Origin of the sequence: Salipiger aestuarii, from assembly GCF_003259905.1 — a bacterium.
Taxonomy (GTDB): domain Bacteria; phylum Pseudomonadota; class Alphaproteobacteria; order Rhodobacterales; family Rhodobacteraceae; genus Salipiger; species Salipiger aestuarii.
In genome coordinates this window covers 107,176-127,079 of the sequence record NZ_QLMG01000005.1, presented here as the reverse complement: position 1 = coordinate 127,079, position 19,904 = coordinate 107,176, and the positions used below count along the sequence as shown (strand labels likewise).

Here is a 19,904-nt window from a genome sequence, read left to right as displayed (position 1 = left end):
CAGGACGAGGATAAGACCGATGCTCCTTTCCCGCCCGCTTCGCAGACTCTTTGCCGCCGCCTCTGTGGTCGCAATTGTCGGGGGCCAGGCCAGCGCATTCGACACGTCGGCCCGCGCCGCCTTTGTGCTGGATCATACCACCGGCACGGTCCTGATGGCCAAGAACGCCGATGAATCGCTGCCGCCCGCGTCGATGTCGAAACTGATGACGCTGTACATGGCCTTCGAGGCGATCCGCGACGGCCGGCTGCAACTGGACGAACGCCTGCCCGTCAGCGAACATGCCATGTCCTACGGCGGCTCGACCATGTTCCTGAACACGCAGGACCGCCCCGCAGTCGAAGACCTGCTGCGCGGCATCATCGTGCTGTCGGGCAACGACGCCTGCGCGGTGATCGCCGAGGCGCTCAGCCCGGATGGCTCCGAGGCGGGCTTTGCCGATCTGATGACGCGGCGCGCCCAGCAGATGGGGATGACGGGGTCGCAATTCGCCAATGCCAGCGGCTGGCCCGACCCGAACCAGCGCATGTCGATGCGCGACCTGTCCTTGCTTGCCAGCCACATCATCGACGATTTTCCCCAGTTCTATCCGATTTTCGCCGAACGGCAGTTTGCTTTCGACGGGCGCGCGCCGTCCAACGTCAACAACCGCAACCCGTTGTTGCGACTTGATATCGGGGCTGACGGGCTCAAGACCGGGCACACCGCCGAAGCGGGGTACGGGCTTGTCGGGTCTGCCAAGCAGGGCGACCGACGGGTGATCTTTGCGATCACCGGCATGGACAGCGAACGCGCCCGCGCCGAGCAAAGCGAGGCTATCGTCAACTGGGCCTTCCGCCAGTTCGCCGAGCGCACCCTGGCTGAGGCCGACACCGAAATCGCCCGCGCCGACGTCTGGCTGGGATCCGAAGACAGCGTCGCGCTGGTGGCCAGAAAAGACGTTACCCTGCTGGTTCCCGTCACCCCCGGAACCACCCTTGACGCCGAGGTGGTCTATACCGGCCCGCTCAAGGCGCCGATCGCCGCCGGGCAGCAACTGGCCGAACTGATTATCCGACCAGAGGGCCTGCCGGAACATCGCGTGCCGCTGTTCGCCGCCCGGGAAGTCGCCAGCGGCGGCTTTGGCAAACGCATGATGACCGTCAGCCAGGTGCTTTTCAAACGCCTTCAGGAAGGCGGCGCGTCCGGGACCGGAGAGGCGATGTGACAACGCGGCCCGGGCTGTTCATCAGCTTCGAAGGCATTGACGGCTCTGGAAAATCCACCCAGGCGCGCCTGCTCGCCGAGCGCCTGCGCGGGGCGGGTCGCGACGTGGTGCTGACCCGCGAGCCCGGCGGTTCGCCCGGTGCCGAGGAAATTCGCGCGCTGGTGCTGCGGGGCGATCCCGATCGCTGGTCGGCGGAAACCGAACTGCTGCTGTTTACCGCCGCGCGCCGTGACCATCTGGAACGCACCATCCGCCCGGCGCTCGACCGGGGCGCCATCGTGATCTGCGACCGCTTCGCCGACAGCACGCGGATGTATCAGGGCCTGTCGCGCGGCAACCTTCGCGCCGCGGTCGACACGCTGCACGCCCTGATGATCGGCGTCGAACCGGATCTGACGCTGCTGATCGACATGGACCCACAGGCCGCACTCGCCCGCGCCAAGGCCCGCGCCACGGCCGAGGAACGGTTCGAGGATTTCGGCCTGCCGCTTCAGGAACGCATGCGCGCGGGCTTCCTTGCGCTGGCCCGCGACTACCCCGACCGCATGCGCGTCATCGACGGCGCGCATCCGCTGCTGTCCGTCGCGCACGACATCGACACAACGCTCGCCGAACACCTATGACCGACACCGACATCCCCCAGCCCGACCAGGTGGACGGCGCGCCGCATCCCCGTGAAACCACGCGCCTTTTCGGCCAGGACACCGCCGAGACCAGCTTTCTCGCCGCCTACAACTCGGGCAGGCTGCACCACGGCTGGCTGCTGAGCGGCCCCAAGGGGCTTGGCAAGGCGACCCTGGCCTGGCGCATCGCACGATTCCTCCTGGCAACGCCCGCGCCCGACGCCGACGGCCTGTTCGGCGCCCCGCCCCCCCCTGAAACGCTGGACATCGCCACCGATCACCCGGTGGCACGACGCGTGCTGGCGTTGTCCGAACCGGGGCTGTTCCTGCTGCGCCGGTCCTGGGACGACAAGGCCAAACGGCTCAAGACCCAGTTAACCGTCGATGAGGTGCGCAGGCTCAAAGGCTACTTCTCGCTCAGCTCCGCCGAAGGCGGCCGCCGCGTGGTCATCGTCGATGCGATGGACGAGCTGAACACAAGCGCAGCCAACGCCATCCTCAAACTGCTCGAAGAACCCCCCGCGCGCACCACCCTGCTCATGGTCGCCCATCAACCCTCGCGGTTGCTGCCCACCATCCGGTCGCGCTGCCGCGAACTGCGCCTCGCCCCGCTTGGCCCGGATGACATGGCCCGCGCGCTGGGTCAGGCCGGCGCCGAGGTAAACCCCGCCGATGCACATGCCCTGGCCGCGCTCTCTTCCGGCTCGGTCGGTGCGGCCATGCGCCTGCTGAACCACGACGGGCTGCGGCTTTACGCCGATATCGTTTCACTGCTTGGCACCGCCCCCCGCCTTGACCGCGCCCGCGCCATCGCGCTCGGCGAAAGCACCGCCGGAAAAGCAAACGAGGCACGCCTCGATCTCGCCCTGACGCTGATCGACACGCTGATGGCCCGCCTCGCCCGCACCGGCGTCACCGGTCACGCCCCCGCACCCGAAGCCGCGCCGAACGAATCCGCGATCCTTTCCCGCCTTGCCCCCACGCCGCAAAGCGGGCTGCACTGGGCCGAACTGGCCCAGCAGGCCGGAGACCGCGCCCGCCACGCCCGCGCCGTCAATGTCGACCCCGCCGCGCTGGTTCTCGACCTCATCCTGCAAATATCCCGTACCGACTGACCCTCCGCCGGCCAATAGCGCCGCGCCCCGGCTTCAACTTGCCCGTTAAACTCCGGGGGGCCCGCAGGGCGGGGGCAGCGCCCCCTCTGCCGGTGCCTCCCTCATCGCGGTTTCCGTCAAGGTTCCATCCCGCGCAGCATCCCGACCACCTGCCGAAGATCCGACAAGAACTCCGCCTCGGCAACCGCGCGGCCGGCCTGGGGCAATCGCAACAGATACGACGGATGCCACGTCACCAGCACCGGCGTCCCATCGCCCAGCCGCTCTATCGCACCTCGCCTCTGTCGCAGCGCCGCGCGGCTGCCCGTCAGGCTTTCTGCTGCGGTTCCGCCCATGGCAAGGATCAGCTTGGGCGCCACCCGCGCGCGTTCGACATCCAACCACCACCGACAATGCGAGATCTCGCCCGCGTTCGCCGCCTGGTGAATCCGGCGCTTGCCGCGCGGGGTGAACTTGAAATGCTTGACCGCATTGGTGACATAGGCCCGCGCCCGGTCGAGCCTCGCCCGCGCGGCAACGGCGTCGAACATCTGCCCCGCCGGTCCGACAAAGGGGCGCCCCTCCAGGTCTTCGCGGTCTCCCGGCTGTTCACCCACAATCATCAGCGGCGCGTCCATTGGCCCTTCGCCGGGCACCGCCTGCGTGGCGCCATCCCACAGCGGGCAGCGGCGGCATTCGCCTAGCCCCTGCAGCGGATCATCGCCCGTCACCGGCATGTCCATTTCCGCCCGGCCAAGGATGCGCTTTGCGCGTACGGGCGCCAGCGTGGGCGCCGCCTCGGCCATGGCCTGCGCACGGGCCTGCGCGCCTGCGATCATCTGCGGGATCAGCCGGGCCTCGGGCAGGTTGTGCCAGTATTTGCGCGGCATCTCGGCCTGCATCGCCTTTATCTTCAGCCGGGCGGGGTTGAAAATATTCTGGAAATAGGTACGCCACAGATCCTCGGTCGCATCGTCGGGCAGATCCGGGCGCGGCGCGGCCGGGGCGAAGCGCAGCGCACCGCCTTCGAAATGCGCCGTCAGATCGGGGGTAAAGATCGACCAGTCCATATCCCCGAACCGCCCGGCGAAGAACGGCGCGACCGGCTCCATGATGTAGTGCGAGGGCTCGAACCACGCCGCGAAACGCCGGCGGTTCGTCTCTGGCGTGCCGATATCGCGAAACCGCACAAAAGCGGTCATCTTGTGTCGGTCGCGGCTGACCTCCTTGGCCATCTTGCGCAGGCGATCCACCCGCGCGTCGCCCTGATCTTCCAGCAGCCGCCGATTGCGCCCCAGCGCCCAAAGCAGCGCGTAAAGCCGGGCGAACCGTTCCGGATCGCGGTGCCAGACGACGCGCCGTGCCAGATCGACAAAGCCCCTGGGCACGGTGGCGGCTGCGCCCACGGGCATCGGCAGATCCCGCGCGAACAGATCCGCCTCGGCCTGTCCACGCGCCCACAACACCTGTTCGGGCGGCACGCCCGCGCCCAGCAGCGCGCGCGCCTGGCTGCGCCAGGCATCGAAGGTGCCGATTTCGGGCAGGCTGACCCGGTGCATCAGATCAGCTGCAACTGCTCGGGCGGCGGCGCGAACCGCGACCGCAGATCCTGCGAGTCAAGCCCGCGCGGACGCCAGTCCAGCGCCGTCAGGAAGGCCCGCGCCTGTTTCAGGTTCACCCCCATGCGGCGCAGATCCTCATACCGCAGACCGCGATGGCGGCGCGTCGTCAGAATGCGCCCGACGCTTTTCGTGCCAACACCCGGAATGCGCAGCAGCCCTTCACGATCCGCCCGGTTCACATCGACCGGAAAACGGTGACGATTGGCCAGCGCCCAGGCCAGCTTCGGGTCAACCTCCAGATCAAGGTTGCCGTCCGGCGCCGCCCCGGCGATCTCATCCAGTTCAAAGCCGTAAAAGCGCAGCAGCCAGTCCGCCTGATACAGCCGGTGTTCGCGCATCAAGGGCGGGCGGATCAGCGGCAGCGCGGCGGTGCTGTCGGGAATCGGCGAAAACGCCGAATAATACACCCGCCGCAGCCCGTAACCGGAATAGAGCCGTGTCGAGGTGGTCAGGATCTGCGTATCGCTCGCCCCGTCCGCGCCGACGATCATCTGCGTCGATTGCCCCGCTGGCGCAAAGCGTGGCGGACGCTTGCCGCTGTGGCTGCGATCCTTGCGTTCCTCGCGTTTCAGCCGCACGTCCGCCATGGCCTTGCGGATCTGCGCTGGCTTTTTCTCGGGCGCGTAGCGCGCCACCGATGCGTCGGTCGGCAGTTCCACGTTGATCGACAGGCGGTCCGCGTGCAGCCCCGCCTCTTCGATCAGCTTCGGATCGGCGTCGGGAATGGTCTTGAGGTGGATGTAGCCGCGAAAGTGATGATCCAGCCGCAGGGACCGCGCGATTCGCACCATGTCGCCCATGGTCTCGTCCGGGCTGCGGATGATCCCCGACGACAGGAACAGCCCCTCGATATAGTTGCGCCGGTAAAATTCCAGCGTCAGCTCGACCGCCTCTTCGGGGGTAAAGCGGGCGCGCTGTACGTTGCTGCTGACCCGGTTCACGCAATAGGCGCAGTCATAGATGCAGAAATTGGTCATCAGGATCTTGAGAAGGCTGATGCACCGGCCGTCCGGCGCATAGGCGTGGCAAATCCCCGATCCGGTCGTCGACCCCAGCCCGCCGCCATCGCGCGAATTGCGCCGTTGCCCGCCGCTTGACGCGCAGGACGCATCGTATTTCGCCGCATCCGACAGGATCGCCAGTTTCTGGTCCAGGGTCATCTTTGCCATTTGTTCATGATATGTTCCATAGCGACCACGAACAAGCCCCTTCCTCTTTTCTTGATCGGTTTCGCCGGGTAAAGCCTCGTGCATGAGCCGCTTCCTGATCCTGCAACTGCGTCCTGAAACCGATGCCGGCGACGATGAATTCGCCGCCTTTCTCGGCAAGGGCGGGCTGTCCCCCGCGCAGGTGCATCGCATCCAGCTGGATCGCGAAGACCTGCCGCCGTCGCTGGACCCGTGCGATTACGCCGGCGTGATCGTGGGCGGAGGCCCCGGCTGCGTGTCGGACAGCGCGGCGCAGAAATCCGCCGTCGAGGCGCGGATCGAATCCGCCTGCCTGTCGCTGATGCCACGCATCACCGCGCAGGACGTGCCGTTTCTGGGCTGCTGTTACGGCATCGGCATCCTGGGCGCGCATCTGGGCGCGCGGGTGGCCAAGGGGCGCTATGGCGAGCCGGTCGGCGCCGCGCATTGCGTGGTCACGCGCGACGGCGCGCGCGATCCGCTGCTGGACGGGCTGCCGGACAGGTTCGACGCTTTTGTCGGCCACAAGGAAGCCCTGGAAGATCTGGCGCCAGGCATGGTGCATCTGGTGCGCGGCAGCGCCTGCCCGTTTCAGATGGTGCGCCACGGCGCGCATGTCTACGCCACCCAGTTTCATCCCGAAGCCGACGCGGCGGGCTTTGAAACCCGCATTCGCATCTACCGCCACAAGGGCTATTTCCCCCCCGAAGAAGCGGAGGCGCTCATCGCCATGTGCCGCGCGGCAGACGTGCGCTGGCCGGCGCGCATCCTGCGGAACTTCGTGCGCCGGTTCAGCCAGGACCAAGAATTTTAGATAAAATTCTTTGCCCCCTGCGCACCCTCACGGCGTCAGGGGCCAGATCAGCGGGATCAGCAGCGACGCCAGTACCCCGACGCTGAGATTGAGCGGCACGCCCACCTTCAGGAAATCGGAAAACCGGTACCCCCCCGGCCCGTAAACCAGCGTGTTGGTCTGGTAACCGATGGGCGTGGCAAAGCTGCACGAGGCGGCGACCATCACCGCCACCACCAACGGGCGCGGGTCGATCCCCAGTTCCAGCGCAAGGCTGATCGCGATGGGCGTCACCACCACGGCGACGGCATTGTTGCTGACCGCCTCGGTCAGCACCGAAGTCAGCAGGAACACGGCCCAGATCAGCAACGGCCCCGGCAGCGTTTCCAGCACCGGCGCCACCGCGCCCACGATCAGTTCCACCGCGCCCGAACTTTCCAGCGCGGCGCCGATGGCGAGCATGGCAAAGATCAGCGCCAGAAGCTGGCCCTCGACAAAGGAAAACGCCTCGTCCGCGTCGATGCAGCGGGCCAGCAGCACCACCGCCACCGCGATCACCGACAGCGCCAGGATCGGCGCCACCCCAAGCGCGGCAAGGATCACGATCCCCGCCATCGCGCCGATCGCCACGGGCGCATGACCGCGCCGGAACGCGCGCGCCGACGGGTGCGACACGTCGACCAGCTCCATCTCTTCGGCCAGGCGCTTGACGTCTTCGGGGGCGCCTTCCAGCAGCAGCGTGTCGCCCACCCGAACGACCAGATCGTCCAGCTTGCGCCCGATGTTCTGGTTGCGCCGGTGCACCGCCAGCGGATAGACGCCGTAGCGCCGCCGCAACCGCAGCGCCCCCAGCGACCGCCCCACCATCTTGCAGCCCGGAGTGATCAGCACCTCGACCGTGGTGGTTTCCGTGGCCGATATCTGATCCACCCGTTTCAGCGACTTGTTGCGCTGAAGGCTCAGCAGTTCGGTCATCTGGGTACGCAGCACCACGCGGTCACCGACCTCAAGCGTCACGTCCTGAAGTTCGCGGCGCAGAGAATGGTCGCCCCGCACCACGTCCACCAGCCGCACGCCTTCGCGTTTGAACAGCTGCACCCCAAGCACCTCGCGCCCGACAAGGTTGCTTTCGGGGGGGATGACCGCCTCGGTAAAGAACTTCATACGCGAGCGATCCGACAGCATCCCCGCCATCGACACCCGCTCGGGCAGCAGGAACCGCCCCGCCAGCACAAGATACAGCATGCCCCAGGCCGCAAGGATCAGCGCCAGCGGCGTCACCTCGAAAATCCCGAACGGCGCCAGCCCCGCGCTGCGCGCCACCCCGTCGACCAGCAGGTTGGTCGAGGTGCCGATCAGCGTCGTGGTGCCCCCAAGGATCGCCGCGTAACTCAGCGGGATCAGCAGCTTCGACGGCTGCACCCCCAGGGAATGCGAAATCTGCACGAAGAGCGGCAGCATCATCACCACCACCGGCGTGTTGTTCATGAAGGCCGAGGCCACGATCACCACCAGCATGATCACCGCCACGCCGCGGCGTGGCCGGCGCGCCACCTGCGTCTGCGCAAAGGTGGCAAAGGCATCCAGCGCGCCCGTGCGCACCATCGCCCCCATCACGATGAACATCGCGGTGATGGTCCAGGGAGCCGGGTTCGACAGCACGCTCAGTGCCGCGTCATAAGGCAAGACCCCCAGTGCAAGCAGCACCGCGACACCACCGATGGCCACCACCTCGGTCGGATATTGTTCGCGCACGAAAAGAACGAACATTGCCACCACAGTGGCAATCGTCACCCAGGCCTGAGTGGTCTGGCCGAGCTCTATGAACTGCATGAAGGTCTGGCCCATCCCTGATCAACCCGCCGCATTCTGGCGACCCGAAGGCCCCGGCGCAAGCGCGCTTCGTACTTCGTGGCGCCGCCGCCGGGCCGCCCTTAAACGGCTGTGGGCCCACAGGGTTCCAGGCGTCCGCCCTGGCGCACCATCCTGACCTGAACCGCCTTGCCGGTCTTGTCGTCGGTTTCCACGAACAGCCCGCACAGCGTGGCCTCGCCCTGGGCCGGCTGAAACCGCCCCTTGCTCATGCCGGTGACGAACCGGCGTAGCGGCTCGGTCTTGTCCATGCCGATGACGCTGTCGTAGTCGCCGCACATGCCCGCATCAGACAGAAACCCGGTGCCCCTGGGCAACACCTGCGCGTCGCCCGTCGGCACATGGGTATGCGTGCCCACCACCATGCTGGCACGCCCGTCGCAAAAGTGCCCCATCGCCATCTTTTCCGACGTCGCCTCGCAATGCACATCCACCAGGATCGCCTGCGCCTGCCCGCCCAGCGGGTGACGGCGCAGCACCTCGTCCATCGCCGAAAACGGGTCCGCGAAGGGCCGTTTCATGAACACCTGCCCCAGCACCTGGGTCACCAGAACCTTGCGCCCCCGCCGGTCGGCGAACAGCCCCGCCCCGCGTCCCGGCGCCTGCTTGGCAAAGTTCAGCGGACGGATGACCCGAGGCTCGCTCTCGACAAAGCCCAGCATGTCCTTCTGGTCGAACGCGTGATCGCCCAGCGTCACCACATCGGCGCCCGCATCCAGAATGCCGCGCGCATGCTCGCCCGTCAGCCCCATCCCGTTCGACGCATTTTCGCCGTTCACCACGACAAAGTCCAGGCGCCAGTCGGTCCGAAGGCGCGGCAGGTTCTCCGTGATGGCGGCGCGCCCCGCGCGGCCCATCACATCCCCAAGAAACAGCAATCTCATGGTGTTCTGACTAGTCCGGCGCGCGCGGAAAGCAAAGACCCAACTTCACCCGTTACGCCCGGTATCACGATCGGCCCGGTCATTGGCAACGCAGGGCGCGGTCCAGCGCCCCCGCGTCATAAGGCCCGAGCGTGGCAACCGTCAGCGACTCCTGAACCAGTCGAACCGCCATCACATGTTCCCAGTCGCCGTCGGGCAGCACCATCTCGGGGCCGGCGCCGCAGTCGCGCAGCCCGCCCGCAATCCGGTCCCGGCCGATGCGATGATTGGCAAACCCCGACGCGTCCGCAACCGGCTGCAACGCAGACTGGCCCGGCACATAGCGCAAGACCCTCAGCACGCGCGCCAGGTGCGGGCGGTCGACATAGGCGACCTCGATCCGCCCGTCGCCGTCTAGATCCGCCGCCCCCACAGGCGCCAGCCAGCGATGCCGCCGACCGATGAATGGACCCGCCGCGATCAACCCGTCCGGCCCGTACAGCGCCACCCTCGCCCCAAGCGACACATCCGTCTCGACCACCATCGCCGCCACCCGATCACCCAGATCGACCAGACGGGGGGCCAAGTCTTCGAACACCCGCGTCTTGGAAAGCCGCACGGCAATCATACGCCCGTCCGTGAGGCCCAGCCGCAACGTGCCCCATTCGATCGCATCCCCAAGAACGCCATGATCGTAGCGCGAGACCGGCTCGTCATAGCTGGCCGAAACGACGGTCTGCGCCGCGGCAGCCCCCGCCAGCCACAGGCCCGACATCAGCCACGCGCCGCGGGCAAGCCCGGCCCACCCGCGAAACGGCAGGCGCGGCGCCCGGTTCAGATCTGTTTCTCGGGCATTTGCACGACCAGGCCGTCCAGCGCATCCGTCACCTTGACCTGGCAGGTCAGGCGCGACCGTACGGCGTCCGGTTCATAGGCGAAATCCAGCATGTCCACTTCCATGTCGTCCTTGGCGGGCAGCTTGTCGACCCAGTCGGGATGCACATACACATGACAGGTCGAACAGGCGCAGGCCCCGCCGCAATCGGCGTCGATACCGGGAATGTCGTTGTCGCGCGCACCTTCCATCACGGTCATCCCCGTGGCCACGTCGACAACGTGTTCGGTGCCGTCATGCTCGATATAGGTGATCTTGGCCATGGCTGGATCGTCTCCTTCTAGCGGTTCTGCGCAGAGTCCTAGTCAGCCGCGCCGTCCGGCGCCAGCCCCCGCCGCCCCGCCGCGCATATTTCCCCCGTTTCCCGCCGCCTGCCGCCCATGATCCGACCGCTTCCCCCCCGGCGCCAAACCCGCTACCCTGCTTGCAAAACCGCCACCAGACGCGCAGTTCACCCGAAGGCCCGAGCAGATGACCCGCCTGCCCCTCCTCGCCGCCGCCCTGGCGCTAAGCCTCGCTGCCTGCGAGACCCCCCTGCCCGACGACAATCCCTGGCCCGACATCGACGCCCCCCGCCCCGAAAGGCTCGCCGACGGGACATGCCAGGCGCGAGAGGTCACGCCGGCGGTCTATGAACACGTCATGGGCGAAGTGCAGGTCATTCAGGCCGAGATCGCCGAGGATGGCACGGTCATCCGCCCCCCCATATACCGCCGCGCGCCCGTGCCGCGGGTCGTCACACCGCGCGAAGAGCTGATCTTTGCCAGCCCCTGCCCCGAGCAGTTCACCGCCGAAATGGTCGCCACCCTGCAACGCGCCCTCGCGGCGCGCGGCTACTTCGATGCGGCGATCAGCGCCAGGCTGGATGCTCCCACCACCGCCGCCATCCGCACATGGCAGGCACAGCGCGGTCTTCCCAGCGGTCAGCTGTCGCTGGAAACCGCGCGCGCGCTTGGCATCCTCGCCACCCCTGTCGATCAGATCGACGAGGTCTGAGTCCCATCCTGGCGCGCCGTTAACAGGTTCCATGGCATCCTTGGGGATCGGTCCCCGTGCCCGGTACCCGCCATGTCCACCGTATCCAGCCTTGCCGTTTCCGCCTGATCCGGGGCATCGTTTGCCAGCCAGTCCAGCTGGCGCGCGGGTCAGGGTGACGGTCGTCACCTGCCGCGAAGAATACGACCACTTTGCATCGGCGTCCGTATCCCTTGCCGCAGGTACGCTGTTTCAGACAACGCTCGGGCGGATCTGACGGGCCGGCGACGGGCCGGCCCTGGCTGGTTGGATCCGACTGCTTGAATCTGGCGGGGCCGATCCGCAGGGCCGGACTCCACAGGCCTGCCCCTTTGCCCTGCCGGCTCGATTTCCCTCCATGGTAAAGGGGCGCGTCCTCGCCCATGGCAAAGGGGCGCGTCCCTCGCGGTCGCGCCCCCCGGTCCAGACGTGCGGTACGCCGGGTCAGTTGTCTTCGAGCGTCAGCGCCACAAAGCGCGGATCGCCCCCGCGGCGCACCAGCAGCAGAATCGACTTGCGGCCCGCTTCGCGCGCCTCGTCGATCTTGCTTTCAAGATCAGAGATGCTGAGCACCTGGGCCTGACCGGCTTCGGTGATCACGTCCCCGCCGCGCAGACCCTTTTCAAAGGCCTCGGAGTTCTCGTCCACGGCGGTGACCGCAAGCCCGGTCGCGCCGTCGGAAAGCCCCATTTCCGCACGCAGCTCGGTGGTCAGCGGCGACAGCGTCAGCCCCATGAGCTGGCTCTCCGCCGGCTCGTCCTCGGGGCCCAGCTGCTGGCTGGCCGGGAAGGTGCGCTCGGCCTCTTCGCGCCGGCCAAGGGTCACCAGCAGGGTTTCGGTCGTGCCGTTGCGGTTCACCACCACGCGCACCGACTTGCCGACTTCGGTGTTGCCGACGATGCGCACCAACTGGCGCGTGTCGGCAACGTCCTTGCCGTCGAACTTGACGATAACGTCGCCGGCTTTCATGCCCGCTTCCTTCGACGGACCTTCGGGCACGTCCGACACCATGGCGCCGGTTGACGAGGCAAGACCAAGCGCCTCGGCCATGTCGGGGGTCACGTCCTGGATACGCACACCCAGCCAGCCGCGACGGGTCTCGCCGAATTCCTTGAGCTGCGTGACGACCTTTTGCACCACGTTGGATGCCATCGAAAAGCCGATGCCGATGGAGCCGCCGTTGGGCGACAGGATTGCGGTGTTCACGCCGATCACCTCGCCGTTCATGTTGAACAGCGGGCCGCCCGAATTGCCGCGGTTGATCGCGGCGTCGGTCTGGATGTAGTCGTCATAGGTGCCCGACAGCGCGCGGTTGCGGGCCGACACGATCCCGGCGGACACCGAAAATCCCTGCCCCAGCGGGTTGCCCATCGCCATCACCCAATCGCCGACGCGCGCGATGTCGCTGTCACCGAACGAGACGTATTTCAGCGGCTCGTCCGCCTCGACCTTCAAGAGGGCGATGTCGGTGTTGGGGTCGGTCCCCACCAGTTCCGCCGGAAGGATGAAGCCTTCGAAGAATTCGATCTCGATTTCGTCGGCGCCTTCGATGACGTGGTTGTTGGTGACGATGTAGCCGTCTTCCGAAATCACGAACCCGGACCCCAGCGCCGAAGAGCGGCGCGGGCGCTGACCGCCTTCGCCGCCGTTGCGGTCCTGGAATTCGCGAAAGAAATCTTCGAAGGGCGACCCTTCGGGAACGATGCCCTGCGGGCCGGTGCGTCCCGCGACCATGGTCGATGTGGTGATGTTCACCACCGAGGGGCTGATCCGGTCGGCAAGATCCGCGAAGCTCTCGGGGATGCCTTGCGCGCGCGCCATGAGCGATTGCGACACGATCAGGAAGATCGACAGCGTCGCCAGCCAGAACAGCCGGAGCGGTCGCGCGTCTTGTGTTTCAGCAAGTGCTAAGGGTTTCACCTGGAACTCCTTTGTTGCGACAAGCGCCACGCCCGGGCGCGCGCGGCTGTCCTGCCTTCTTTTTGGTGAGGCTAACATAGTGATGCGCGCTGACCACGAAATAAAAGGTTGCAACGGCTCAAGTGCATGTGAACCACCGTGGACCGGGCGAGAGCGCCGCGCCGTCCGGACACCGGCATATTTTTGGTCGCGATAAGAAATTCAAAAGCATTGGCGCTTATCCCTGTCGATCTGACAGAAATATTTTGGATCCCTTGAACATGTCGGAAACACAGCTTGCGCGCTTCGGGCTGAACAATGCTGAATTGAAGGATCTCGCCGATGCGGGGCGTATCCTGGTGCCCCAATTGGATCATGTGCTTGACGCATTCTACGACAGGACAAGAGCGCAACCCGACGCCGCCCTTTTCTTTAAATCCGACGACAGCATGAACCAAGCGCGCAATGCGCAAAAAATACACTGGACCCGTATGTTGAACGGCGATCTGAACGCCGATTATTTCGCCTCGATCGAACGGATCGGGCGGGTGCACGCGGCGATCAACCTGCCGCTCGAACTTTACATGTCCTCCTACGCGCATGCCACGTCGGACCTACTGGAGCGTTTCCTGTCACGGGTCGCCCTGAAGATGATCGGCCCGTCGGGACGCCGGTGGCGGCGCATGGCCGGCGTGCTCAGCCGCGCCTTTGCGCTGGACATCGAACAGGTCACCACCGTCACGTTCCGCGTCTGGGGAGAAGAGCAGCAGATCGCGCTTGGCCATGTGTCTGACGGCATCGACGCGCTCGCGCGGGGCGACCTGTCACATGTGGTCCCCGGTCCCGGCGAAAGCAATTATCCGCTGGTCTACGATCCCGTGCGTCAGAAACTCAACGGCGCCACGCGCAGCCTCGGCAATATCGTCAGCACCGTTTCGCATTCGATGACGCAGATGCAGAATGTGGTCGGACAGGTCGGCCAGTCCGCCGGCGAGCTGTCGCGGCGCACATCAAGTCAGGCCGCGTCGCTGGAAGAAACGACCGCAGCAATGCAGATGATAAACGAAAGCGTGAGGGACAGCAGCCAGAAGACGCACGAGACGCGCAGCTTTTTCGACAACTCGCAGCGCGAGATGAAGGAAAGCGCCAGTCAGGTCGAGACCGCTGCCGATGTGATGACCGAAATCAGACGCTCGTCGGAAAAGATCGCGCAGATCATCGGCCTGATCGACGACATCGCCTTTCAGACCAACTTACTGGCGCTGAACGCCGGGGTCGAGGCGGCGCGCGCCGGTGACGCGGGCCGCGGCTTTGCCGTGGTCGCCGGCGAGGTGCGCACCCTTGCCGCCAATTCGTCCGAAGCGGCAAGCCAAATCCGCACCCTGATCCAGTCCAGCTCGGAACAGGTCAACGACGGCGCGGTGCTGGTGGAACGCGCACGCGGCTCGCTTATCAGCGTGGTCGACAGTTTCGACACCATGTTCGACGTGCTGAACAGCATCACCGAAGGATCGAGCGAACAGGCCAAGGGACTGGATGAAATCAGCCAGAGCATCGGCGATCTCGACCGGATCACTCAGAGCAATGCCGCCATGGTCGAACAGACCTCTGACGCGGTGGACACCATCGCGCGCGTGGTGCAGGACATCACCGGGCAGCTGTCGCAGGTGCGCTATGCCGAGCAAATACCAGGCTGGACGGTGCAATCCGAGTCGGCGTCACGATCAGCGGCCTGACCACCACGCCCCGCTGAAACAGACTGGGAATGGCGACAAAAGCGCCGTGCCCGCACGTTGCATGGCAGTTCCGGCGACCGGCCGCGGCCACTTGATCGCCGCGGCAAGGGCGGCGCCCCCGATCGATGCGCATCGCAAACAGCCACGCGGCACCGGGGGGGGCCGACCGCGTCCCTAGCCCCGAAATATCCATAGCAGCAGCATGCCCGTTGCCAGTGTCGCCAGACCAAGCGCGCGACGCGCGTCGATCGGCATCAGCCGCAGCGCCTCCAGCAGACGCTCGACAAGCGAAGGGGCCAGTGCGTACACCAGCCCCTCGATGACGAGAACCATAGCAATCCCCGTGCCGATATCCGCCGCTGTCATTCCGATACGGGCGCCTCGGGTGCAGGTGCGCCGGAGGCGGGTACTTCAGTGTCCGGTGCATCGGGGGACGGTGCATCGGGGGACGGTGCCGCAGGGGCTGCAGCGGCAGGGGCTGGCGCTTCAGGCTCCGCCTCGGCGGCATCTTCGGACTCCGGGGCCTCGGGCGCGGCGCTTTCCGGAACGACGACCTGGGCGCCCTGGTTCTTGAAATACTCGAAGAACTCGCTGTCAGGCGTCATCACCATCCGCGAATTATCGCCGGTCAATGCGGTTTCATAGGCCTGAAGCGACCGATAAAAGGCAAAGAACTCGGGATCGGACCCAAAGGCTTCGGCAAAGATGCCGTTGCGTTCCGCATCGGCCTCGCCGCGCGTCACGTCCGCATCACGCTGCGCCGCAGAGCGGGTTTCCACCACGGTCCGGTCGGCCAGCGCCCGGACCCGTTGCGCGGCTTCGTTACCGCGCGCGATCTCGTCAGCGGCTTCGCGTTCGCGTTCGGCGCGCATCCGGGCAAACGTCGCCTCAAGGTTCTGCGACGGCAGGTTGGTCTGCTTGAGCCGCACGTCCACCACATCAAGCCCCAGCGAGCGTGCCGAAACCCGCGCCGCATCGCGGATACGGTTGGAAAACTGGCGGCGGTCGGCGGACAGGATCACATCGGACGTTACCTGATCGGCGCCCAGCACTTCGCGGATCTGCGCGTTGAGGATACCCGAAAGGCGATCTTCGGCGGTACGCAGTCCGCCCACGCCAACGGCCTGCCGGAACTGCACCACATCGGCGATCCGATAACGCGCGAAGGCATCGACCACGAGGCGGCGGTCGTCCGAGGGCGTCACCTCGATGGTGTCGGTGTCAAGCGACAGGATGCGGTCATCGTAATACACGACCTCCTGGATAAACGGAATCTTGAACGCCAGGCCGGGTTCTTCCTTGACGGCGCGGATCTGGCCGAACTGAAGCACCAGCGCCTTTTCGCGTTCGTCCACCACAAAGATCGACGACAGGAAAAGCACCAGAACAACCACCACAGCGGGCAGAATGTAAGCTGTCTTGCGCATGGATCAGTTCCCCCCTGCCGGACGACGGTTGAGTTCGTTGAGCGGCAAATAGGGCACCACGCCGCTGTCGCCGGTCACCCCCTGGTCGAGGATGGTCTTGTCGACATCGCCCAGCACCCGTTCCATCGTCTCCAGGTAAAGACGGCGGCGGGTGACTTCGGGCGCCTTGGCGTATTCCTCGCGCACCGCAAGGAAGCGCGAGGCCTCACCGACGGCCTGGTTGACCTGCTGCGCGCGATAGCCTTCGGCCTCTTCGCGAATCTGCGCCGCGTCACCGCGCGCCTCGGCGACAACGCGGTTGGCATAGGCATCCGCCTGACGTTCCAGCCGGTCGCGTTCCTGTTCGGCCGCCTGCACTTCGCGGAAGGCGTCGATCACTTCCCGCGGTGGGTCAGCGGTGTCGAGGTTCACCCGCACCACGTTGATTCCGCTTTCGTATTCGTCAAGCGTTGCCTGGATCTGTTCCATGGCGGTGTCTGCGATCAGGCCCCGGTCACGGTTGAGGATCGGCGCAAGGTTCGACGCGGCGATGATCTCGCGCATGACGGCCTCGGACACTGCCTGAACGGTCAGCTGCGGGTCACTGATGTTGAACAGCAAACGCGAGGGATCCGAAATGTTCCAGACCACCTGAAATTCGATATCGACGATATTGGCGTCGGTGGTCAGCATCAGCCCGTTGGAATCCCCCCCGCGCGCGCCACCGATGGTTTCGGTGCGTTCCGACGTCACGTTCACCACCTCGGCGGTGACGAACGGCCAAGGTGCGAAATTCAGGCCCGGCTCTCCGGTCGAGCTGTACTTGCCCAGGAACAGTTCAACCGACTGCTCTTCGGGGCGCACGGTATAAAAGCTCATGTACGCCCAGATGGCCAATGCCCCGAGCGCGGCAATCGCCACGGTTCCCTTGCCGAAGCCAGGGCCGCCCGACCCGCCCGAGGGCGCGCCGGATCCGTTGCCGCCACCGCGCCCGCCCATAAGCACGCGCAGCCGTTCCTGACCCTTTTTCATCAGCTCGTCGATCTCGGGGATCTGCGGATCATCGGGCCTGCGCCCGCCGCGATTGCCGCCGCCGCCGTTTTCCGGCGGGCGGGAACCGCCCTGATTGCCACCGCTGCCCCAAGGGCCGCCGCTGTTTCCTGCCATGAACTCCTGTCCCTCTTTCCCTCTGGATACCCTGGTCCAGCGATAACCTGTGCATTCGTTGCGCGGATTCAAGCCGTCCGGGTCGGATTGCGCATTGTCACGATTTCTTCGGACATGGTCGGATGTACGGCCACGGTCCTGTCAAAGTCTTCCTTGGTCGCGCCCATCCCGATCGCGATGCCCGCCAGCTGGATCATTTCGCCCGCACCGGGGGCCACGATGTGGCAGCCCAGAACCCGGCGCGTGTCCTTGCAGACGATCAGTTTCATCAGCACCCGGTCGGGGCGCCCGGCAAAGGCGGTCATCATCGGGCGGAACGAGGTGGCGTACACCTCGATCGGGCCACGGTCGCGGGCCTCTTCCTCGGACAGGCCCACGGTGCCGAACTCCGGCTGGGTGAACACCGCCGACGGGATCAGGTCGTGGTCGACCCTGGTGGGGTTGTTCTTGAACGCCGTTTCCACGAACGCCATGCCTTCGCGAATCGCGACCGGGGTCAGGTTGACGCGGTCGGTGGCGTCGCCGATGGCCCAGATCGACGGCACGGCGGTGCGGCTGTAGGCGTCCACGATGACCTCGCCCTTGCGCCCCAGTTCCACCCCGGCCTCTTGCAGACCGATGCCGTCGGTGTTGGGTTTGCGCCCGGTGGCAAAGAACACAAGGTCGAACACCCGTGTTTCGCTATTGGTGGCCTTGACCCAGATCGGGCCGTCCGCGCCCTGTGGCGCGTCGGGCGCCGCCTCGTGCATCGGTGTGCCCATGGACACCGCGCCCTGGCTGTCGCCGGACATATCGTCATCGGTCGCACAGCGCATTTCCACGATGTCGGTGCCCAGGTGCAGCTTGATGCCGCGCTCCTGCATGGCGTCGGCAATCAGGCCGCGCGCTTCTTCGTCGAAGCCGCGCAGGATCTGGGCGCCGCGATAAAACTGCGTCACTTCGACGCCAAGGCCATGCAGGATGCAGGCGAACTCGCAGGCGATATAGCCGCCGCCGACAATCAGGATGCTTTTGGGCAGCGTCGGCAGGGTGAAGATGTCGTCGCTGACGATGCCAAGATGCGCGTTGGGCACTTCGGGGCGAACCGGGTGACCACCGGTGGCGACAAGAATATGCTTTGCGGTAAAGCGTTCGCCGGTGGACAGGCTCACGGTATGGGCATCGACCAGGCTGGCGCGCGCATCGTAGCTGTCGACCCCGGCGTTCTTCAGCAGGGTGCGATAGACCCCTTCCAGCCGGTCAAGTTCAGCCGAAAGCCTGCCCTGAAAGCCGGACCAGTCAAAGCCGCCTTCGGCCAGATCCCAGCCGTAACCGCGCGCATCCTCGACCACCGATCCGTATTCGCTGGCGAACACCATCAGCTTCTTGGGAACGCAGCCCCGGATGACGCAGGTGCCGCCATAGCGATCCGCCTCGGCCAGCGCCACCTTGGCCCCGGCTTCACCGGCGGCGACACGCGCCGCGCGAACACCGCCAGAGCCGCCGCCGATGACAAACAGATCATAGTCGAAATCGCTCATTGGGTCACCCCATCCTTGGCCGTGTTCCTGCCCCGGCAACGGTATTCCACAGCCGCGCCCCGATGGCCATAGCAACGGGGGACGAGCACCTCAGACGTCGCGGAAAAGATTGTCGCTTTCGACAAAATCAAGCCGGTGCTCTTCGACTGTCCCGGCGTTGATGTCGCGCGTTTCCACCCGTCCGTCACCGTAGCCGATCACCACCTGGTCGCAGATGTCAATGAACAAGCCGTTTTCCACGATGCCCGGAATCTGGTTCAGGATCATCGCCATCTGACGCGGATTCCCGATGCGCATCAGGTGCAGGTCCAGAATGTAATTGCCCTCGTCGGTGAAATAGGGCTTGTCGCCGTTCATCCGCAGCGTGCTGTCGCGGCCCATCACGTCCATCGACACCAGCGCCTCTTCCAGCAGCGCCTGCGAGGCGGTCCAGCCAAAGGGAATGACCTCGACCGGCAGCGGAAAGGCCCCCAGCGTCTCGACTTCCTTGGCGGCATCCGCGATGACGATCATCTGGTCGCTTGCGGTGGCGACGATCTTTTCCTGCAACAGCGCCCCGCCACCGCCCTTTATCAGGTTCAACTCGCCGTCGAATTCATCCGCGCCGTCGATGGTCAGGTCCAGCCAGCGCGCCTCCTCCAGTGTGATGACCTCGATCCCCACCTCGCGCGCAAGGTCCGCCGTGCGGGTCGATGTCGGCACGCCCTTGAAGAACAGCCCCTCCTCGCGCACTCGTTCGCCCAGGCAGCGCACCAGCCAGGCCGCGGTCGACCCGGTGCCCAGTCCGACCCTCATGCCGTCCTCGACAAATGCCGCGGCGCGCTTGGCGGCGACGAACTTGGCCTTGTCGATGGGCGAAAGCTCTCCGGTCATGACAGTCTCCTCGATTCCTCGTGTGCTGCGGTCTTATACGGCCCGCCCCGCCCCCGCGCGATAGCGGATTCGCCGCCCGAGGGCGGAAAATCCCGGCCGCGCGGCGCCGCCACACCCTTGCGCCCCGCGCGCA

At 66.0% G+C, this 19,904-nt stretch carries 18 protein-coding genes; 6 read left to right on the top strand and 12 right to left on the bottom strand.

Annotation, left to right across the window (positions count from 1 at the left end; genetic code table 11):
• The first annotated feature begins 19 nt into the window (after positions 1-19).
• Genes ATI53_RS04805 through ATI53_RS04795 form a run of 3 tightly spaced genes read left to right on the top strand, consistent with a single transcriptional unit; the run spans position 20 to position 2,945 of the window.
• The gene (locus tag ATI53_RS04805) at positions 20-1,207 is read left to right on the top strand and encodes a D-alanyl-D-alanine carboxypeptidase family protein (protein WP_009505172.1); all 1,188 of its coding nucleotides are present in this window, start codon (positions 20-22) and stop codon (positions 1,205-1,207) included.
• The gene (tmk, locus tag ATI53_RS04800; RefSeq protein ID WP_009505173.1) at positions 1,204-1,830 is read left to right on the top strand and encodes a dTMP kinase; all 627 of its coding nucleotides are present in this window, start codon (positions 1,204-1,206) and stop codon (positions 1,828-1,830) included. The genes ATI53_RS04805 and tmk overlap by 4 nt, the downstream gene beginning before the upstream one ends.
• On the top strand, positions 1,827-2,945 hold the full coding sequence (locus ATI53_RS04795) for a DNA polymerase III subunit delta' (RefSeq protein WP_111549831.1): 1,119 nt from the start codon (positions 1,827-1,829) through the stop codon (positions 2,943-2,945). The genes tmk and ATI53_RS04795 overlap by 4 nt, the downstream gene beginning before the upstream one ends.
• 116 nt (positions 2,946-3,061) lie before the next feature.
• On the opposite strand, the gene ATI53_RS04790 is transcribed toward ATI53_RS04795, so the two are convergent.
• Both ATI53_RS04790 and ATI53_RS04785 read right to left on the bottom strand, forming a co-directional pair.
• Positions 3,062-4,483 (bottom strand): UdgX family uracil-DNA binding protein, encoded by a 1,422-nt coding sequence (locus ATI53_RS04790; RefSeq protein ID WP_111549830.1) that lies wholly within the window; start codon positions 4,481-4,483, stop codon positions 3,062-3,064.
• A complete protein-coding gene (locus tag ATI53_RS04785) occupies positions 4,483-5,715 on the bottom strand; it encodes a putative DNA modification/repair radical SAM protein (RefSeq protein ID WP_034452844.1) in 1,233 nt (410 codons plus the stop codon). The genes ATI53_RS04790 and ATI53_RS04785 overlap by 1 nt, the downstream gene beginning before the upstream one ends.
• Positions 5,716-5,797: 82 nt before the next feature.
• Here ATI53_RS04785 and ATI53_RS04780 point away from each other — a divergent pair, with 82 nt between their 5' ends.
• Positions 5,798-6,547 (top strand): glutamine amidotransferase, encoded by a 750-nt coding sequence (locus ATI53_RS04780; RefSeq protein ID WP_009505177.1) that lies wholly within the window; start codon positions 5,798-5,800, stop codon positions 6,545-6,547.
• Between the two features lie 27 nt (positions 6,548-6,574).
• Here the strand turns inward: ATI53_RS04780 and ATI53_RS04775 are convergent, their stop codons facing one another.
• The 4 genes from ATI53_RS04775 to ATI53_RS04760 form a co-directional block, all read right to left on the bottom strand.
• On the bottom strand, positions 6,575-8,359 hold the full coding sequence (locus tag ATI53_RS04775; RefSeq protein WP_034452846.1) for an SLC13 family permease: 1,785 nt from the start codon (positions 8,357-8,359) through the stop codon (positions 6,575-6,577).
• A 101-nt stretch (positions 8,360-8,460) separates the two neighbouring features.
• Positions 8,461-9,282 carry a TIGR00282 family metallophosphoesterase gene (locus ATI53_RS04770; protein WP_009505179.1) on the bottom strand — a complete coding sequence of 274 codons (822 nt, stop codon included), beginning with the start codon at positions 9,280-9,282 and terminating at the stop codon, positions 8,461-8,463.
• A gap of 79 nt (positions 9,283-9,361) precedes the next feature.
• Positions 9,362-10,036, bottom strand: coding sequence for a VCBS repeat-containing protein (locus ATI53_RS04765; protein WP_111549829.1), 675 nt, complete (start codon positions 10,034-10,036; stop codon positions 9,362-9,364).
• A gap of 59 nt (positions 10,037-10,095) precedes the next feature.
• Complete coding sequence (locus tag ATI53_RS04760; RefSeq protein WP_009505181.1) at positions 10,096-10,419, bottom strand: 2Fe-2S iron-sulfur cluster-binding protein; 324 nt, start codon at positions 10,417-10,419, stop codon at positions 10,096-10,098.
• Between the two features lie 208 nt (positions 10,420-10,627).
• On the opposite strand from ATI53_RS04760, the gene ATI53_RS04755 reads away from it, so the two are divergent.
• On the top strand, positions 10,628-11,152 hold the full coding sequence (locus ATI53_RS04755; protein ID WP_009505182.1) for a peptidoglycan-binding domain-containing protein: 525 nt from the start codon (positions 10,628-10,630) through the stop codon (positions 11,150-11,152).
• Positions 11,153-11,614: 462 nt separating this feature from the next.
• Here ATI53_RS04755 and ATI53_RS04750 read toward each other — a convergent pair whose 3' ends face one another.
• On the bottom strand, positions 11,615-13,168 hold the full coding sequence (locus ATI53_RS04750; protein WP_083840636.1) for a DegQ family serine endoprotease: 1,554 nt from the start codon (positions 13,166-13,168) through the stop codon (positions 11,615-11,617).
• Between the two features lie 182 nt (positions 13,169-13,350).
• Here ATI53_RS04750 and ATI53_RS04745 point away from each other — a divergent pair, with 182 nt between their 5' ends.
• On the top strand, positions 13,351-14,805 hold the full coding sequence (locus ATI53_RS04745; protein WP_240778546.1) for a globin-coupled sensor protein: 1,455 nt from the start codon (positions 13,351-13,353) through the stop codon (positions 14,803-14,805).
• 174 nt (positions 14,806-14,979) lie between these two features.
• Here the strand turns inward: ATI53_RS04745 and ATI53_RS04740 are convergent, their stop codons facing one another.
• The 5 genes from ATI53_RS04740 to rpiA all read right to left on the bottom strand — a co-directional run bounded on the left by ATI53_RS04740 (position 14,980) and on the right by rpiA (position 19,771).
• The gene (locus ATI53_RS04740) at positions 14,980-15,171 is read right to left on the bottom strand and encodes a DUF2065 domain-containing protein (RefSeq protein WP_009505185.1); all 192 of its coding nucleotides are present in this window, start codon (positions 15,169-15,171) and stop codon (positions 14,980-14,982) included.
• Positions 15,168-16,232, bottom strand: a complete 1,065-nt coding sequence (gene hflC, locus ATI53_RS04735) for a protease modulator HflC (protein WP_111549828.1) — start codon at positions 16,230-16,232, stop codon at positions 15,168-15,170. The genes ATI53_RS04740 and hflC overlap by 4 nt, the downstream gene beginning before the upstream one ends.
• Positions 16,233-16,235: 3 nt before the next feature.
• On the bottom strand, positions 16,236-17,378 hold the full coding sequence (gene hflK / locus ATI53_RS04730; protein WP_009505187.1) for an FtsH protease activity modulator HflK: 1,143 nt from the start codon (positions 17,376-17,378) through the stop codon (positions 16,236-16,238).
• 68 nt (positions 17,379-17,446) lie between these two features.
• Positions 17,447-18,898, bottom strand: coding sequence for an FAD-dependent oxidoreductase (locus ATI53_RS04725; protein WP_009505188.1), 1,452 nt, complete (start codon positions 18,896-18,898; stop codon positions 17,447-17,449).
• 90 nt (positions 18,899-18,988) lie between these two features.
• Complete coding sequence (gene rpiA / locus ATI53_RS04720) at positions 18,989-19,771, bottom strand: ribose-5-phosphate isomerase RpiA (RefSeq protein WP_009505189.1); 783 nt, start codon at positions 19,769-19,771, stop codon at positions 18,989-18,991.
• Between the last annotated feature and the right edge of the window lie 133 nt (positions 19,772-19,904).

Excerpts from the sequence above, each read along its gene's own strand:
- ATI53_RS04805 (WP_009505172.1), top strand. The coding sequence starts at position 20 with ATGCTCCTTTCCCGCCCGCTTCGCAGACTCTTTGCCGCCGCCTCTGTG.
- ATI53_RS04795 (WP_111549831.1), top strand. The coding sequence starts at position 1,827 with ATGACCGACACCGACATCCCCCAGCCCGACCAGGTGGACGGCGCGCCG.
- ATI53_RS04790 (WP_111549830.1), bottom strand. The coding sequence starts at position 4,483 with ATGCACCGGGTCAGCCTGCCCGAAATCGGCACCTTCGATGCCTGGCGC.
- ATI53_RS04785 (WP_034452844.1), bottom strand. The coding sequence starts at position 5,715 with ATGGCAAAGATGACCCTGGACCAGAAACTGGCGATCCTGTCGGATGCG.
- ATI53_RS04780 (WP_009505177.1), top strand. The coding sequence starts at position 5,798 with ATGAGCCGCTTCCTGATCCTGCAACTGCGTCCTGAAACCGATGCCGGC.
- ATI53_RS04775 (WP_034452846.1), bottom strand. The coding sequence starts at position 8,359 with ATGCAGTTCATAGAGCTCGGCCAGACCACTCAGGCCTGGGTGACGATT.
- ATI53_RS04770 (WP_009505179.1), bottom strand. The coding sequence starts at position 9,282 with ATGAGATTGCTGTTTCTTGGGGATGTGATGGGCCGCGCGGGGCGCGCC.
- ATI53_RS04765 (WP_111549829.1), bottom strand. The coding sequence starts at position 10,036 with ATGTCGGGCCTGTGGCTGGCGGGGGCTGCCGCGGCGCAGACCGTCGTT.
- ATI53_RS04760 (WP_009505181.1), bottom strand. The coding sequence starts at position 10,419 with ATGGCCAAGATCACCTATATCGAGCATGACGGCACCGAACACGTTGTC.
- ATI53_RS04755 (WP_009505182.1), top strand. The coding sequence starts at position 10,628 with ATGACCCGCCTGCCCCTCCTCGCCGCCGCCCTGGCGCTAAGCCTCGCT.
- ATI53_RS04750 (WP_083840636.1), bottom strand. The coding sequence starts at position 13,168 with ATGTTAGCCTCACCAAAAAGAAGGCAGGACAGCCGCGCGCGCCCGGGC.
- ATI53_RS04745 (WP_240778546.1), top strand. The coding sequence starts at position 13,351 with ATGTCGGAAACACAGCTTGCGCGCTTCGGGCTGAACAATGCTGAATTG.
- ATI53_RS04740 (WP_009505185.1), bottom strand. The coding sequence starts at position 15,171 with ATGACAGCGGCGGATATCGGCACGGGGATTGCTATGGTTCTCGTCATC.
- hflC (WP_111549828.1), bottom strand. The coding sequence starts at position 16,232 with ATGCGCAAGACAGCTTACATTCTGCCCGCTGTGGTGGTTGTTCTGGTG.
- hflK (WP_009505187.1), bottom strand. The coding sequence starts at position 17,378 with ATGGCAGGAAACAGCGGCGGCCCTTGGGGCAGCGGTGGCAATCAGGGC.
- ATI53_RS04725 (WP_009505188.1), bottom strand. The coding sequence starts at position 18,898 with ATGAGCGATTTCGACTATGATCTGTTTGTCATCGGCGGCGGCTCTGGC.
- rpiA (WP_009505189.1), bottom strand. The coding sequence starts at position 19,771 with ATGACCGGAGAGCTTTCGCCCATCGACAAGGCCAAGTTCGTCGCCGCC.